General features: G+C 61.1%; 10 protein-coding genes. 7 read left to right on the top strand and 3 right to left on the bottom strand.

What is annotated here, in order from left to right:
* Window positions 1-1,355, bottom strand: a 1,355-nt coding sequence (locus CKW18_RS05235; RefSeq protein ID WP_141233075.1) for a retention module-containing protein, incomplete at its 3' end; no start/stop codon positions are given.
* A 532-nt stretch (window positions 1,356-1,887) separates the two neighbouring features.
* On the opposite strand from CKW18_RS05235, the gene CKW18_RS05230 reads away from it, so the two are divergent.
* The 3 genes from CKW18_RS05230 to CKW18_RS05220 all read left to right on the top strand — a co-directional run bounded on the left by CKW18_RS05230 (window position 1,888) and on the right by CKW18_RS05220 (window position 6,948).
* Window positions 1,888-3,246, top strand: a complete 1,359-nt coding sequence (locus tag CKW18_RS05230) for a TolC family outer membrane protein (protein ID WP_095187792.1) — start codon at window positions 1,888-1,890, stop codon at window positions 3,244-3,246.
* A 171-nt stretch (window positions 3,247-3,417) separates the two neighbouring features.
* Window positions 3,418-5,577: a type I secretion system permease/ATPase gene (locus tag CKW18_RS05225; protein ID WP_095187791.1), complete on the top strand. Its 2,160-nt coding sequence runs from the start codon at window positions 3,418-3,420 to the stop codon at window positions 5,575-5,577.
* Window positions 5,578-5,586: 9 nt separating this feature from the next.
* Complete coding sequence (locus CKW18_RS05220; RefSeq protein ID WP_095187790.1) at window positions 5,587-6,948, top strand: HlyD family type I secretion periplasmic adaptor subunit; 1,362 nt, start codon at window positions 5,587-5,589, stop codon at window positions 6,946-6,948.
* 121 nt (window positions 6,949-7,069) lie between these two features.
* Here CKW18_RS05220 and CKW18_RS05215 read toward each other — a convergent pair whose 3' ends face one another.
* Together CKW18_RS05215 and CKW18_RS05210 are read right to left on the bottom strand one after the other, a co-directional pair.
* Window positions 7,070-7,666: a tRNA-uridine aminocarboxypropyltransferase gene (locus CKW18_RS05215; protein WP_095187789.1), complete on the bottom strand. Its 597-nt coding sequence runs from the start codon at window positions 7,664-7,666 to the stop codon at window positions 7,070-7,072.
* Between the two features lie 6 nt (window positions 7,667-7,672).
* Window positions 7,673-8,566, bottom strand: a complete 894-nt coding sequence (locus CKW18_RS05210; RefSeq protein WP_007956593.1) for a LysR family transcriptional regulator — start codon at window positions 8,564-8,566, stop codon at window positions 7,673-7,675.
* A gap of 283 nt (window positions 8,567-8,849) precedes the next feature.
* Between CKW18_RS05210 and speB the strand changes: the two genes are divergently transcribed.
* The 4 genes from speB (at window position 8,850) to CKW18_RS05190 (ending at window position 13,349) form a co-directional block, all read left to right on the top strand.
* The gene (speB, locus tag CKW18_RS05205) at window positions 8,850-9,800 is read left to right on the top strand and encodes an agmatinase (protein WP_003222717.1); all 951 of its coding nucleotides are present in this window, start codon (window positions 8,850-8,852) and stop codon (window positions 9,798-9,800) included.
* A gap of 10 nt (window positions 9,801-9,810) precedes the next feature.
* Complete coding sequence (locus tag CKW18_RS05200; protein WP_095187788.1) at window positions 9,811-10,233, top strand: nuclear transport factor 2 family protein; 423 nt, start codon at window positions 9,811-9,813, stop codon at window positions 10,231-10,233.
* A 56-nt stretch (window positions 10,234-10,289) separates the two neighbouring features.
* A complete protein-coding gene (locus tag CKW18_RS05195) occupies window positions 10,290-11,792 on the top strand; it encodes a cytosine permease (protein ID WP_095187787.1) in 1,503 nt (500 codons plus the stop codon).
* A gap of 177 nt (window positions 11,793-11,969) precedes the next feature.
* Window positions 11,970-13,349, top strand: a complete 1,380-nt coding sequence (locus CKW18_RS05190) for a sodium:solute symporter (RefSeq protein WP_095187786.1) — start codon at window positions 11,970-11,972, stop codon at window positions 13,347-13,349.
* Window position 13,350 lies beyond the last annotated feature (1 nt).

The raw sequence follows: 13,350 nt of genomic DNA, 5'->3' as shown, positions 1-13,350 counted from the left end.
TAAACGGTGAGTTCGCCACCGTTCACATCCAAGCCGTTGATGATCACCGGGTCGTCATTGTTGTGGATCTGCAAAACCAGATTCGCGGTGCTGGTGTCGCCATCGGAGTCGGTGATGGTGTAGGTGAAATTCTCGGTGCCGTTGCCGCCGCCGTACAGATTCTTGAAGTCGGCGTCGCTGGTGTTCAGCGTGTAGGTGTAAGTGCCGTTGGCGTTGAGTACCAGCGTGCCGTAAGTCCCGGTGAATGTACCCGGCGTAACGGGGCCGGTCGGCACACGGTCGGCGCCTTGCACGTCGTTGGTCAGCACATTGCCGGTCAGGGTCAGCACTGTTTCCGATGCCTGTGAGGCATTGCTGTCGTCGAAGGCTTTGGGCACGTCGTCGGTGATGTTGACGTCCAGCGTAGCGGTCGCGGTGTCGCCATTGCTGTCGCCGGCAATTACGGTGAATTGCTCGCTCAGATTGTTGCCACCGTCGCCCGCCGCGTGGGTTTCATTGCCATTGAGGGTGTAGCTGTAAGTGACCACCCCGGTGGCCGGGTTGTAACCGGTGATGGTCAGGGTGTTGCCCAGTTGCGTGGTGATCGACTGCGGAAAACCGACCGCCACGCCACCGTTGATCAGGTTGATGCCGCCGACACTCAGGCTGCTCAGACCATCGGGGGCCGATACCGTGAAACTGCCGCTCTGGGTCAGTGCCCCCGGATTGGCCGCCGAGCCGTCAGGCAGATTGGCTTCGTTGAGGGTCAGCTCGCCACCGGCCGCCCCAAGCCCGGTGAGGGTCACCGGATTATTGACTGGCGGCGGTGGAACAACCGGCGCGACCGTGTCGTTACCATTGTCGATGACCGCGTTACGCCGCTCTTCGGGAAACTCGGGAATGCCGTTGAACCCGGCGGTGGGGAAACCGATGATCGGGTCGACCCGCCCACCGACTTCCGTCAGCAAGACAAAACTGTGCCCGCCACCCAACTCACCGGTGGTGTTGCCGGGGGCGTTGGGACCGGCGGCGGTGGCTTCAGCGGATTGGGTCGGGTCGTCACCGGCGGCGATGGCTTTCTGGATCTGCTCGACATCGGTCAGTTGCGCATCACTCGGGGTCACGGCCTCCGCAGCGTTCACATGCGCCGCCTGGCCGGCCAGCAATTGGCCGGTCATGGTCAGGCTGCTGTCGCGGCCCAGGGTCAATTCCTGGCCATTTTGCAGATGAACGGCGACGGCGCCTTCGGCCCCGGTGATCAGTTGATCGCCGGCAAACAACTTGTCGCCCTCGACCAAGGCGCGGCGAGTGCCGTCGATGCCCTGGGCGAAAACCTGACCAATGACTTTAGTGACGGTACCGATGAGCGTTGCCATGTGAAATCCTCCGCTGCCGACCACCGTCGGCACTGGTTCGCGAAGCAGCCCATGGCTCAATCGGGTTATCGGGGTGACGCTCGCACCTCGACAGTTCGTTTGGCAGGTGGCACCCCATCGGGAAACATCAGTGCTATCAAGCACTTCCGAGCCCTGTTCAAGGCAACACGCCTACTAACGCTACGTAACGGTGATGAAACACTCGAGTGACAAAAAAATGTCGCCCGCCACCTGCTACGCGTCCCTCCCCTTCAGCAGTACTTCGCCGTATGTCGCAAAGTGAGTTGAACTTTCCTCAAGCCTTTTTGCACTCCCTAAAGCACATAAAACAAAGGCTTTCGAGGTGAACAATGTGCCGGTTTTTACAAAGCGCATAAGTTTTTTTCGGCATAAGCCTTATGAAAATTTTTTCTTAGCTACGCTTCAGGATGTTCTTAGCTCTGTTGTTACAAGAGTGAAACGCTTAGGCCTATAAATATCGTCAAATATTTGGCGACAGTAACACACCATCAGGACTCAGGGAGATGCACCCATGCGCGTTCTAACCCCCCTCTGCAGCGCGGTTTTGCTGGCCATGGCTTGCACTTCTCAAGCCCAGGCCATGAACCTCACCGAAGCGATCCAGAGCACCATTGCCACCCACCCGGAACTTGCTTCGCGCGTGGACGCCCGCCTGTCAGCAGATGAACAAGTCAAAGTCGCCAAGGGCGGCTTCTATCCGTCCGTCGATTTGAACGCCGCTTACGGTCGCGGCTACAGCGATAACACCAACACCCGCGCGTTTGGCAATCACGACACGCGCATCCTCAATTACACCCAATCCGAGCTGCGCTTGCGGCAAATGCTCTTCGACGGTTTCAACACCGCCAACGAGGTCGAGCGCACCAAAGGCGTGTCCAATTCGCGCGCCTATTACGCGCAAGGCACCGCCCAGGATCTGGCCCTGCGCACCATCGAGGTCTACCTCGAAGTGCTCAAACGCCGCGAACTGGTAACCCTGGCTACCAACAACCTGCAAGCGCACTTGCGCGTCAACGATCAGATCGGTCTGCGTACCGAGCGCGGCGTCGGCAGCACCGCCGACTCCGACCAATCGGGTGCCCGTAAGGCGTTGGCGCAAAACAACCTCGACACCGCCGAAGTCGATCTGGCCGATGCCGAGGCCAACTTCTACAGCGTGGTCGGGCGCATGCCCGATGAGCTGGAAACTCCAGCGTCGACTCGCGGCGAGCTGCCAACCCAATTGCGCGAAGCCCAGCAGAGCATGGTCGACAACAACCCGTACCTGAAATCAGCCCAGGCCGACGTGCAATCGGCCGAGAGCCAGTACGAAGTTGCCAAGTCGCCGTTCTACCCACGTTTCGATGCCGAAGCGGCGGTCGGCGCCAACAACAACGTGCAGGGTGACGAGGGCCACGACAACGAATGGCGTGTGGGTGTGGTGATGAACTACAACCTGTTCCGCGGCGGCAGTGACAAGGCTCGCCTGGCTGCGAATGCGCACGACATCAATCAGGCGATGGATATTCGCAACAACGCCCTGCGCCAGCTCAACGAGAACATTCGCCTGGCCTGGAACGCCATGGAAAATGCCAAGAAGCAAACCCCGACCGCCCGCGAATATGCCGAAACCACCAAACGCGTACGCGCCGCGTATCAGGATCAGTTCGGCCTCGGCCAACGTACCCTGCTCGACTTGCTCGACAGTGAAAACGAGCTCTACAACGCCAACCGCCGTTACACCGAAATCCGCTACACCGAGGAATATTCGATGTACCGCGTACTGGCGAACATGGGCCAGTTGCTGAGCAAACAACGGGTGGTGCTGCCTGCCGACGCGATCGCCGCGACCGAAGTGAAGAACGAAGCACGTTTGCCAGAGCTGAAATGACGTAAACCTCCTGCCGAAGGCTGCTGATCCTGATCGTTCCCACGCTCCGCGTGGGAATGCAGCCCGTGACGCTCCGCGTCACTGGACGCAGAGCGTCCCTGGAGGCATTCCCACGCGGAGCGTGGGAACGATCAGTAAGCCCAATGAAGCGGTAACAGGGGAGCGATCAATATGACCAGCATGGAACCCGGCCATTCCGGGGTCGATCCGCGGCTGAGCTTCGATGACCCGTTACTCGACGGTCTGTTGATCCTATGCAAACTGCATGGCGCGACGGTAAGTCGCGCCAGCCTGAGTGCCGGGCTGCCCCTGGACAAGCAACGCCTGAGCCTCGATCTGCTGCCCCGCGCCGCCGCTCGTGCCGGGTTGCAGGCGCGGCTGTTGCGCCGTGAACTGAAAGATATCTCGCCACTGAACCTGCCAATATTGTTGCTGCTCAACGACGGCCGCACCGCCGTGCTGCGGCGTTTTGGCGATGACGGCAAAGCGCTGATTCTGCCCAGTGAAGCAGATGGCGGCGAACAATGGGTCAACCGCGAGGAACTCGCCGAACACTACAACGGCCAGGCGTTGTTCGCCCGCCCGCGTCACGAACTCGAAGACCTGCGCTCACCGCTGGTACCACGGGTGCATGCCTGGTTTCGCGACACCCTGAAGCTGTCGAAATGGTTGTACAGCGATGCGATTCTCGCCAGTTTTCTGATCAACCTTCTGGGGCTGATGGTGCCGCTGTTCGTCATGCAGACTTACGATCGCGTAGTCCCCAATCAAGCCACGTCGACCCTGTGGGTGCTGTCGATCGGCCTGCTGATCGGCACCGGCTTCGAACTGGTGCTGCGGGTGGTGCGCGCGCACCTGCTCGACACCGCCGGCAAGAAAACCGATGTGATCCTTTCCGCGACTTTGTTCGAGCGCATCACCGGCATGTCGATGAAGGCGCGGCCGGCGACCATCGGCGGTTTCGCCCAAAGCATTCACGACTTTCAGGGCCTGCGCGAATTCCTCACGGCGGTGACCCTGACCAGCCTGATCGACCTGCCGTTTGTGGTGTTGATGCTGGTGGTGATCGGCCTGCTCGGCGGCTGGCTGGTAGTGATCCCGCTGCTAGCGTTTCCGTTGACGATCATATTCGCCATGATTATTCAGGTGCGCCTGCGTGACACCGTGCAGAAGAGTCTGAGCCTCGGCGCTGAACGTCAGGCGCTGTTGATCGAAACCCTCGGTGGCCTGGAAACCCTCAAGGCCTGCAGCGCCGAAAGCGAGCGCCAGCACAAATGGGAAAGCACCCACGGCGCCCTCACCCGCCTCGACAGCCATGCGCGCAACCTCTCGGCACTGGCCACCAACGGCACGCTGTTCATCCAGCAGTTTTCCGGGATGGCGACGATTATTGCCGGGGTCTACAGCATCATTGCCGGCAACCTCAGCGTGGGTGCGCTGGTCGCGACCTACATGCTCGGCAGTCGCGTGCTGGCGCCACTGGGGCAAATCGCCGGGCTGATCACCCGCTACCAGCAAGCGCAACTGACGATGAAAAGCACCGATGCGCTGATGGCGTTGCCGCAGGAACGCGACGGCAAACAGCGGCCGCTGGAACGCACCCAACTGCAGGGTGCCCTCGACGTCAACGGCGTGACCTTCCACTACAACGGCCAGAATGCACCGGCCCTGAGCAATGTCAGTTTCAGTCTGAAACCCGGCGAACGAGTCGGCATCATCGGCCGCAGCGGTTCGGGAAAAAGCACTTTGGCGCGGCTGGTGATGGGTTTCTACGAGCCCGAGGAAGGCCAGTTACTGCTCGACGGCCTCGACCTGCGGCAACTGGATGTCGCCGACCTGCGCCAACAGATCGGCTACGTCGCCCACGACCTGCCACTGCTGGCCGGCAGCCTGCGCGACAACCTGACCTTGGGCGCGCGCTACATCAGCGATTCACGCATGCTCGAAGTCGCCGAACTGACCGGCGTCACCGAACTCGCCCGCCAGCACCCGCAAGGCTTCGACCGCCCCGTCGGCGAACGCGGGCAATTGCTCTCCGGTGGTCAGCGCCAAGCGGTGTTGCTGGCGCGAGCCCTGTTGCTCGACCCGCCAATCATGCTGCTCGACGAACCCACCAGCGCCATGGATAACAGCAGCGAAGACCAGTTACGCCAGAAACTGCATGGCTGGGTGCAAGGCAAAACCCTGCTGCTGGTCACCCACCGTACTTCGATGCTGAGCCTGGTGGATCGTTTGCTGGTGCTGGACAACGGCCGGGTCGTCGCTGACGGTCCGAAAGAAGCAGTCATTGATGCACTGCGCAAGGGCCGTGTCGGCTCGGCGGCGGTCTAGGAGTAAGCCATGTCTGCTGCATCCGATGGCAAATCACGCGGCTACTTCGACAGTTTCGGCAAAAGCGCCGAGGCCGAGTTCATGCCGGAAACCGCCGGCGCGTCATTGCAGGATTCGCCACGCTGGTCGCGGATTACCGTGTGGCTGGCGGCGGGACTGTTGATCAGCGCACTGGTCTGGGCCAAGTTCGCGGTGCTTGAAGAAGTGACGATGGGCGAAGGCAAGGCGATTCCGTCGAGCAAGGTCCAGGTGATCCAGAACCTTGAGGGCGGGATCGTCACCGAGATCTTTGTTCGCGAAGGCCAGATGGTGAACAAGGGCGACACCCTGCTGCGCCTGGATGACACGCGGTTTCGCTCGAACAAGGGTGAAAGCGAGGCCGACCGCTATGCGCTGACTGCACAGGTCGAACGACTGGCAGCAGAATCCGAAGGTCGGCCGTTCAAGCTCTCCGCCGAAGTGATCGCCAAGGCACCGCAAGTCGCCGAAGACGAGCGCTCGCTGTACGAACAACGCCAACGGCGGCTGGCCAGTGAACAGCGCACCCTCAGCGAACAACTGCGGCAGAAGACTCAGGAACTGGCGGAGTTTCGCTCCAAGCAGGGCCAGTTCAGCTCCAGCCTGGCGCTGCTGCAACAAGAGATGAACATGTCCGAACCCCTGGTGAAAACCGGCGCGGTGTCGCCGGTGGAAATCCTGCGGCTCAAGCGCAGCGCCGTGGAAATCCGTGGTTCGCTGAATGCCACCACACTGGCGATTCCCCGGGCGGAATCGGCGATTGCCGAGATCCGCAGCAAGATCGACGAGTCGGAGCAAACCTTCCGCTCCGAGGCGGCGAAAGAGCTGAATGAGAAACGCACCGATCTGTCAAAAATCACCGCATCGAGCATCGCCATCGACGACCGCGTCAGCCGCACTACGGTCACCTCGCCAGTGCGTGGAGTGATAAAGCAAATGAAGGTCAACACCATCGGCGGCGTGGTCCAGCCGGGCAGCGACATGGTCGAAATCGTGCCGCTGGAAGACAACCTGCTGATCGAGGCCAAGGTGCGACCGCAGGATGTGGCGTTCCTGCATCCGGGCCAGAAAGCCATGGTCAAGTTCAGTGCCTACGACTACACGATCTACGGCGGGTTGAGTGCAAAACTGGAGCTGATCGGCGCCGACACGATTACCGATGACAAGGGCAACAGCTTTTACCTGATTCAGGTGCGCACCGATAAAAACCACTTGGGCGGGGATTTGAAACCGTTGCTGATCATTCCGGGGATGGTGGCGACGGTGGACATTATTACCGGGGAGAAAAGTGTGCTGGATTACCTGCTCAAACCGGTACTGAAAGCGCGGACCGAGGCGATGCGCGAGCGCTAGGGGTTATCAGGATTTTGCGGTGATTGATCTGGCGCCTTCGCGAGCAAGCCCGCTCCCACATTTGGAATGCGTTCCCCTGTGGGAGCGGGCTTGCTCGCGAAGAGGCCGGCATTACCGACACCTATCTTTCGCCATGATTCTTCTGAAAGGTCTCCTCGCCCATCGCCGCAATCTGCCCCTCGATCAACGCTTCGAACGGCTTGAGCAACGGCTCGAATGACGCCGGCGCCTCCAGCGTCTGCAACGCTTGCACAATCGCCTCAATCGTCGACAACGCCCCCGGCCCCGGTGCCTTGCGCAAGCGATAGCGCGACACCCCGCCCTCGGCCAGCGTCACCCGCGGCAACGCTGCCAGCAACGGGTTGAGGTGCAGCATCTTGCGCGCCTTACGCCAGGTGCCGTCCGGCACGACCAGCAACAGCGGTTGATCAGACTCGCCGTAGGCCTGCATCGGCTGCGCATCGTCCGCCGGAAACAACAACCGCGCTTGATACCCCGGTTGATTCAACAGCGCCGGCAAATCCTCGAACACCTCACCGACGATCAGTTCGGCATTGGTCAAACCAAGCGCCGCCAGCCGTGCGGTATTGAGCGCATGACCGACCTCACTCGGATGCTGCAACAGCAACACCCGCGTGCGGCTGTCGAGACTGGGGATCAGCGCGCACAGGCAATGGGTTTGTGGGCGCAGGCAGCGCGGGCATTGGGGTCTGGACATTGATTCTTAGGCCTGATTGAGCTGAGCTTTGAGCAAATCGCGAAAGGTCTGGATCAGCGGTTCACGGCTGCGGCCACGGCGCATGATCATCGAGAACGGCGCCTGATAACCGAAGGTCGCCGGCAACAGCACGCGCAGATCACCCTTGTCGGCCCAGGCTTGCGCGTAGTGTTCCGGCAGATAGCCGATGTAGGCGCCGGACAGCACCAGAATCAGCTGCGCCTCCATACTTTCCACGGTCGCGGCGCTGTGTTTGAAACCGTGCCGCGCCAGTTCCGCCTGACTCCAGTAGCCACGACCGACCATGCGTTGCTGGGTAATGACTTGTTCGGGAATGCGCCGTTCGTTGAACAACGGGTGCCGGCTACTGCAATACAGCCAGTGCTGTTCGCGGTACAGCGGCATGTAGACCAGCCCGCTCATGCGCGTGGAAAACGCGCCAATAGCCAGGTCGAGACGGTTGTCCTGCACGCCGAGTTGCAGTTCATACGGGCTCATCACCGACAGATGCAAATGCACCGCCGGGTGTTCCTGGCTGTAGGCTCCGATGGCTTCGGCGAACGGCAGAGCCTTGTCGCTGACGGTGGAGTCGATGACCCCGAGGTTGAGCGTGCCGCGCAGTTCGCCTTTGAGCGCGGCGGCGTACTGCTCGAAGCCTTCGAGTTCGGCGAGCAGGCGCAACGTTTCCTGATGAAACAGCTCACCCTTGCTGGTCAGGCTGAACCCGCCACGGCCACGATGGCACAGCACCAGACCGAGCGCAGCTTCGAGCTGACTCATGTAGGTGCTGATCGCCGAGGTCGACAGGTTGAGTTCCTGCTGCGCGTTGGCGAAACCCTGATGACGGACCACGCTGACGAAGATGCGCAACAGTTTCAGGTCGGGTAAAGCGTTGGCCATGTCTACTCCAAGGATCGTCCCCACGCTCCGCGTGGGAATGCAGCCCGTGACGCTCTGCGTCACCTGCGAGTACGGCTGGACGCGGAGCGTCCGTGGATGCATTCCCACGCAGAGCATGGGAACGAGCAAGTGTGGAAGTCTGGCATTAGTTTAGAAAAATCTGAACTAAGTATTTGCCCGTAGCGATTCTTCCCCTCCACTACATTTCGCAGAATCGGCCCACAGCGGTGCCCGCATGCCGGCGCGCCGACATAAATAAAACAAAGACGATGAGGCCCTACCCGTGGACAAGATTCTTCACCAACCACTGGGCGGCAATGAAATGCCGCGCTTCGGCGGCATCGCCACCATGCTCCGACTTCCCCATGTACCGACCGCTGCCGGCCTGGACGCTGCTTTCGTAGGCGTGCCACTGGACATCGGTACTTCGCTGCGCCCCGGCACCCGCTTCGGGCCACGCGACATCCGCACCGAATCGGTGATGATCCGCCCGTACAACATGGCCACCGGCGCTGCGCCGTTCGACTCGCTGTCGGTTGCCGACATCGGTGACGTGGCGATCAACACCTTCAACCTGCTCGACGCCGTGCGCATCATCGAAGAAGCCTACGACAACATCCTCGAGCACAACGTGATCCCGATGACCCTGGGTGGCGACCACACCATCACCCTGCCGATCCTGCGTGCGATCCATAAAAAGCATGGCAAGGTCGGTCTGGTACACATCGATGCCCACGCGGACGTCAACGATCACATGTTCGGCGAGAAGATCGCCCACGGCACCACCTTCCGCCGCGCGGTTGAAGAGGGTCTGCTCGATTGCGACCGCGTGGTACAGATCGGTCTGCGTGCGCAGGGCTACACCGCTGACGACTTCAACTGGAGCCGCGATCAGGGTTTCCGCGTGGTGCAGGCCGAAGAGTGCTGGCACAAGTCGCTGGCACCGCTGATGGCCGAAGTGCGCGAGAAAGTCGGCGGTGGCCCGGTGTACCTGAGCTTCGACATCGACGGCATCGACCCGGCCTGGGCGCCCGGCACCGGCACCCCGGAAATCGGTGGTCTGACGACCATTCAGGCGATTGAGATCGTCCGTGGCTGCCAAGGCCTCGACCTGATCGGTTGCGATCTGGTAGAAGTCTCGCCCGCTTATGACACCACCGGCAACACCTCGCTGCTGGCCGCCAACCTGCTGTACGAAATGCTCTGCGTACTGCCAGGCGTGGTTCACCGCTGAGGGTTGGGTCATGAACGAACGTGATCAGGTTCTGAAGGCCGCCGCCGATCTGGTGTCCGCCTTCGCCCGTAACGATCGCGAAGCCTACTTCGGCGCATTCAGCGCCGATGCCAGCTTCGTCTTCTACACCCTCGACCAGCCGCTGCTGTCGCGCGATGCCTATCAGGCCTTGTGGGACAACTGGAGCGCCGAGGATGGCTTCGAGGTGCTTTCCTGCACCTCAAGCAACGCCTTCGTCAGCCTGCAAGGTGACGTGGCGGTGTTTATCCATGACGTGGCCACCGAGCTGCGCATGCAAGGGGAGCAACACTTCAGCCAGGAGCGCGAGACGATTGTTTTCAAGAAACAAGCGTCGAGCCTAGAACAACAAGGCCATTGGCTGGCCTGCCACGAACATTTGTCCGCAATGCCGGAAGGGCTGCCATCCCCTTAGCCAAACAGGTGACGCCTCACACACGATGAGGCGCGCCTTTATGATCGGAGCAGATCATGAATAACAACAACAACGACCAAAGCCTTACGCAGATTGAAACCCACGGGGTCGAGCAGATCCCGGACCACGAACGCAGCGCAGGTCCGACGGACTTGTTCCGGATGATCTTCGGTGGTTCCAATACCTTTGCCACCGCCGTGCTCGGCAGTTTCCCGGTGCTGTTCGGCCTGTCGTTTCAGGCCGGCGTCTGGGCGATTGTTGCGGGCGTGCTGCTCGGCTCGCTGATCCTCGCACCGATGGGCCTGTTCGGCCCGCTCAACGGCACCAACAATGCCGTGTCGTCCGGTGCACACTTCGGCGTGCACGGGCGGATCGTCGGTTCGTTCCTGTCGCTGTTGACCGCTATCGCGTTTTTCTCGCTCTCGGTGTGGAGTTCGGGGGATGCGTTGATCGGTGGTGCGAAACGCCTGATCGGTTTGCCGGAAACCGACCTGACCCTGGGCCTGGCCTACGGTCTGTTCGCGATCCTGGTGCTGACCGTGTGCATCTACGGCTTCCGCTTCTTGCTGTGGGTGAACAAGATCGCGGTGTGGAGCGCCAGCCTGTTATTCCTACTGGGCATCTTCGCCTTCGCCGGTCCTTTCGACGTCCACTACGCCGGCACCGTGAATCTCGGTCAACCGGGCTTCTGGGCAGCCTTCATCGGCGCGGCGCTGGTGGCCATGAGCAACCCGATTTCCTTCGGCGCGTTCCTCGGCGACTGGTCGCGCTACATCCCGCGTGACACCTCCAAGCAACGCATCATGGCAGCGGTTGTGCTGTCGCAGATCGCCACGTTCATCCCGTTCCTGTTCGGCCTGAGTACCGCGACCATCGTCGCGATCAAGGCGCCGGACTACATCGCGGCCAACAACTATGTAGGCGGTCTGCTGGCGGTGTCGCCGAGCTGGTTCTTCCTCCCGGTGTGCCTGATTGCGGTGATCGGCGGCATGTCCACCGGCACCACTTCGCTGTATGGCACCGGGCTGGACATGTCGAGCGTGTTTCCGCGGGTGTTGTCTAGGGTCAAGGCGACGCTGCTGATCGGCGTGCTGTCGATTGCCTTCATCTTTATCGGACGCTTTGCGGCGAACCTGGTGCAGAGCGTGTCGACCTTCGCGGTGCTGATCATCACCTGCACCACCCCGTGGATGGTGATCATGATCATCGGCCTGGTGGTGCGTCGCGGCTTCTACTGCCCGGATGACCTGCAAGTGTTCACTCGCGGCGAACAGGGTGGCCGCTACTGGTTCACCCACGGCTGGAACTGGCGTGGTCTGGGCGCGTGGATCCCGAGTGCGGCGGTCGGCTTGTGCTTCGTCAACCTGCCGGGGCAATTCGTCGGCCCGCTGGGTGAAATGGCCGGCGGCATCGACGTCAGTTTGCCGGTGACGCTGGGCCTGGCTTCGGTGGTGTACCTGACGTTGCTGAGCCTGTTCCCGGAACCGCGGGAAGTGTTCGGCCCGAAGGATGCCCGTAGCCAAATCGTGGAAAAACCTGAACTGCGCCAGGCCGCCTGACGCAGATCCCCTGTGGGAGCGAGCCTGCTCGCGAAAGCAATCTTTCAGTCACTTCTTTGTTGAATGTGCTGACGCCTTCGTCGGATCGCCGCCCGGAGCAGGCTCGCTCCCACAGTGGGCAGCATTGCTGAACCAGATTTGTTTCAACATAAAAAAGACAATCGGAGACACGCCATCATGGCTTTGGATTTATTCGTCGTCCTCATCTACGCCGCCGGCATGCTCTTGCTCGGCTACTTCGGCATGCGCAAAGCCAAGACCAACGAAGATTTTCTGGTCGCCGGTCGCAACCTCGGCCCAAGCCTGTACATGGGCACCATGGCCGCAACCGTGCTGGGTGGCGCGTCCACCGTCGGCACCGTGCGCCTGGGCTACGTACATGGCATCTCCGGTTTCTGGCTGTGTGCGGCACTGGGTTGCGGCATCGTCGCGCTGAACCTGTTCCTCGCCAAACCGCTGCTGAAACTGAAGATCTACACCGTTACCCAAGTGCTGGAAAAACGCTACAACCCGATGGCCCGCTCGGCGAGCGCGGTGATCATGCTGGCCTACGCGCTGATGATCGGCGTGACCTCGATACTGGCCATCGGCACCGTCCTGCAAGTGCTGTTTGACCTGCCATTCTGGGTCTCGGTACTCGTCGGTGGTGGCGTCGTGGTGATCTACTCGGCGATCGGCGGCATGTGGTCGCTGACCCTCACCGACATCGTCCAGTTCATCATCAAGACCGTGGGCCTGATGTTCATCCTGTTGCCAATCTGCCTGTACCGCGTTGGCGGTTGGGACGAGCTGGTGCTGAAACTGCCGGCCACTGCCTTCAGCTTCACCACGATTGGCTGGGACACGATCATCACCTACTTCATGATCTACTTCTTCGGCATCCTGATCGGTCAGGACATCTGGCAACGGGTGTTCACCGTCAAAACCGCCAAAGTCGCGCAATACGCCGGCAGCATCGCCGGTATCTACTGCATCCTTTACGGTCTGGCCTGTGCGCTGATCGGCATGGCTGCGCACGTGCTGATCCCGGATCTGGACAACGTCAACAACGCCTTCGCCGCCATCGTCAAACTGTCGCTGCCGGACGGCATCCGTGGTCTGGTGATTGCTGCGGCACTCGCTGCAATGATGTCCACCGCCAGCGCCGGCCTGCTCGCCGCGGCCACGACCCTGACTGAAGACCTGCTGCCGAAACTGCGTGGCGGCAAACAGTCGAGCCTGGCCATCAACCGTCTGTTCACCCTGCTGACCGGTATCGTCGTGCTGGGCATCGCGCTGGTGGTGAACGACGTGATCAGCGCCCTGACCCTCGCTTACAACCTGTTGGTGGGCGGCATGCTGGTTCCGCTGATCGGTGCGATCTTCTGGAAACGCGCGACCACCGCCGGCGCTATCGCCAGCATGGGCCTGGGTTTCGCCACCGCGCTGGTATTCATGTTCAAGGACGGTCTGGATGCGAACACGCCGATCTACTACAGCCTGGCGGTGGGTCTGGTGAGTTTCGTGGTGGTCAGCCTGGCGTCGCGTCGTCCTGCGACCGTGGCCAGTGCCATCTAAG

The sequence above is a fragment of the Pseudomonas sp. Irchel 3E19 genome (genome assembly GCF_900187585.1).
Classification (GTDB): Bacteria; Pseudomonadota; Gammaproteobacteria; order Pseudomonadales; family Pseudomonadaceae; genus Aquipseudomonas; species Aquipseudomonas baetica.
This window is presented reverse-complemented; position numbering and strand designations above follow the sequence as displayed.

Coding starts and splice junctions, on each gene's coding strand:
- CKW18_RS05230 (WP_095187792.1), top strand. CDS start 1,888: ATGCGCGTTCTAACCCCCCTCTGCAGCGCGGTTTTGCTGGCCATGGCT.
- CKW18_RS05225 (WP_095187791.1), top strand. CDS start 3,418: ATGACCAGCATGGAACCCGGCCATTCCGGGGTCGATCCGCGGCTGAGC.
- CKW18_RS05220 (WP_095187790.1), top strand. CDS start 5,587: ATGTCTGCTGCATCCGATGGCAAATCACGCGGCTACTTCGACAGTTTC.
- CKW18_RS05215 (WP_095187789.1), bottom strand. CDS start 7,666: ATGTCCAGACCCCAATGCCCGCGCTGCCTGCGCCCACAAACCCATTGC.
- CKW18_RS05210 (WP_007956593.1), bottom strand. CDS start 8,566: ATGGCCAACGCTTTACCCGACCTGAAACTGTTGCGCATCTTCGTCAGC.
- CKW18_RS05200 (WP_095187788.1), top strand. CDS start 9,811: ATGAACGAACGTGATCAGGTTCTGAAGGCCGCCGCCGATCTGGTGTCC.
- CKW18_RS05195 (WP_095187787.1), top strand. CDS start 10,290: ATGAATAACAACAACAACGACCAAAGCCTTACGCAGATTGAAACCCAC.
- CKW18_RS05190 (WP_095187786.1), top strand. CDS start 11,970: ATGGCTTTGGATTTATTCGTCGTCCTCATCTACGCCGCCGGCATGCTC.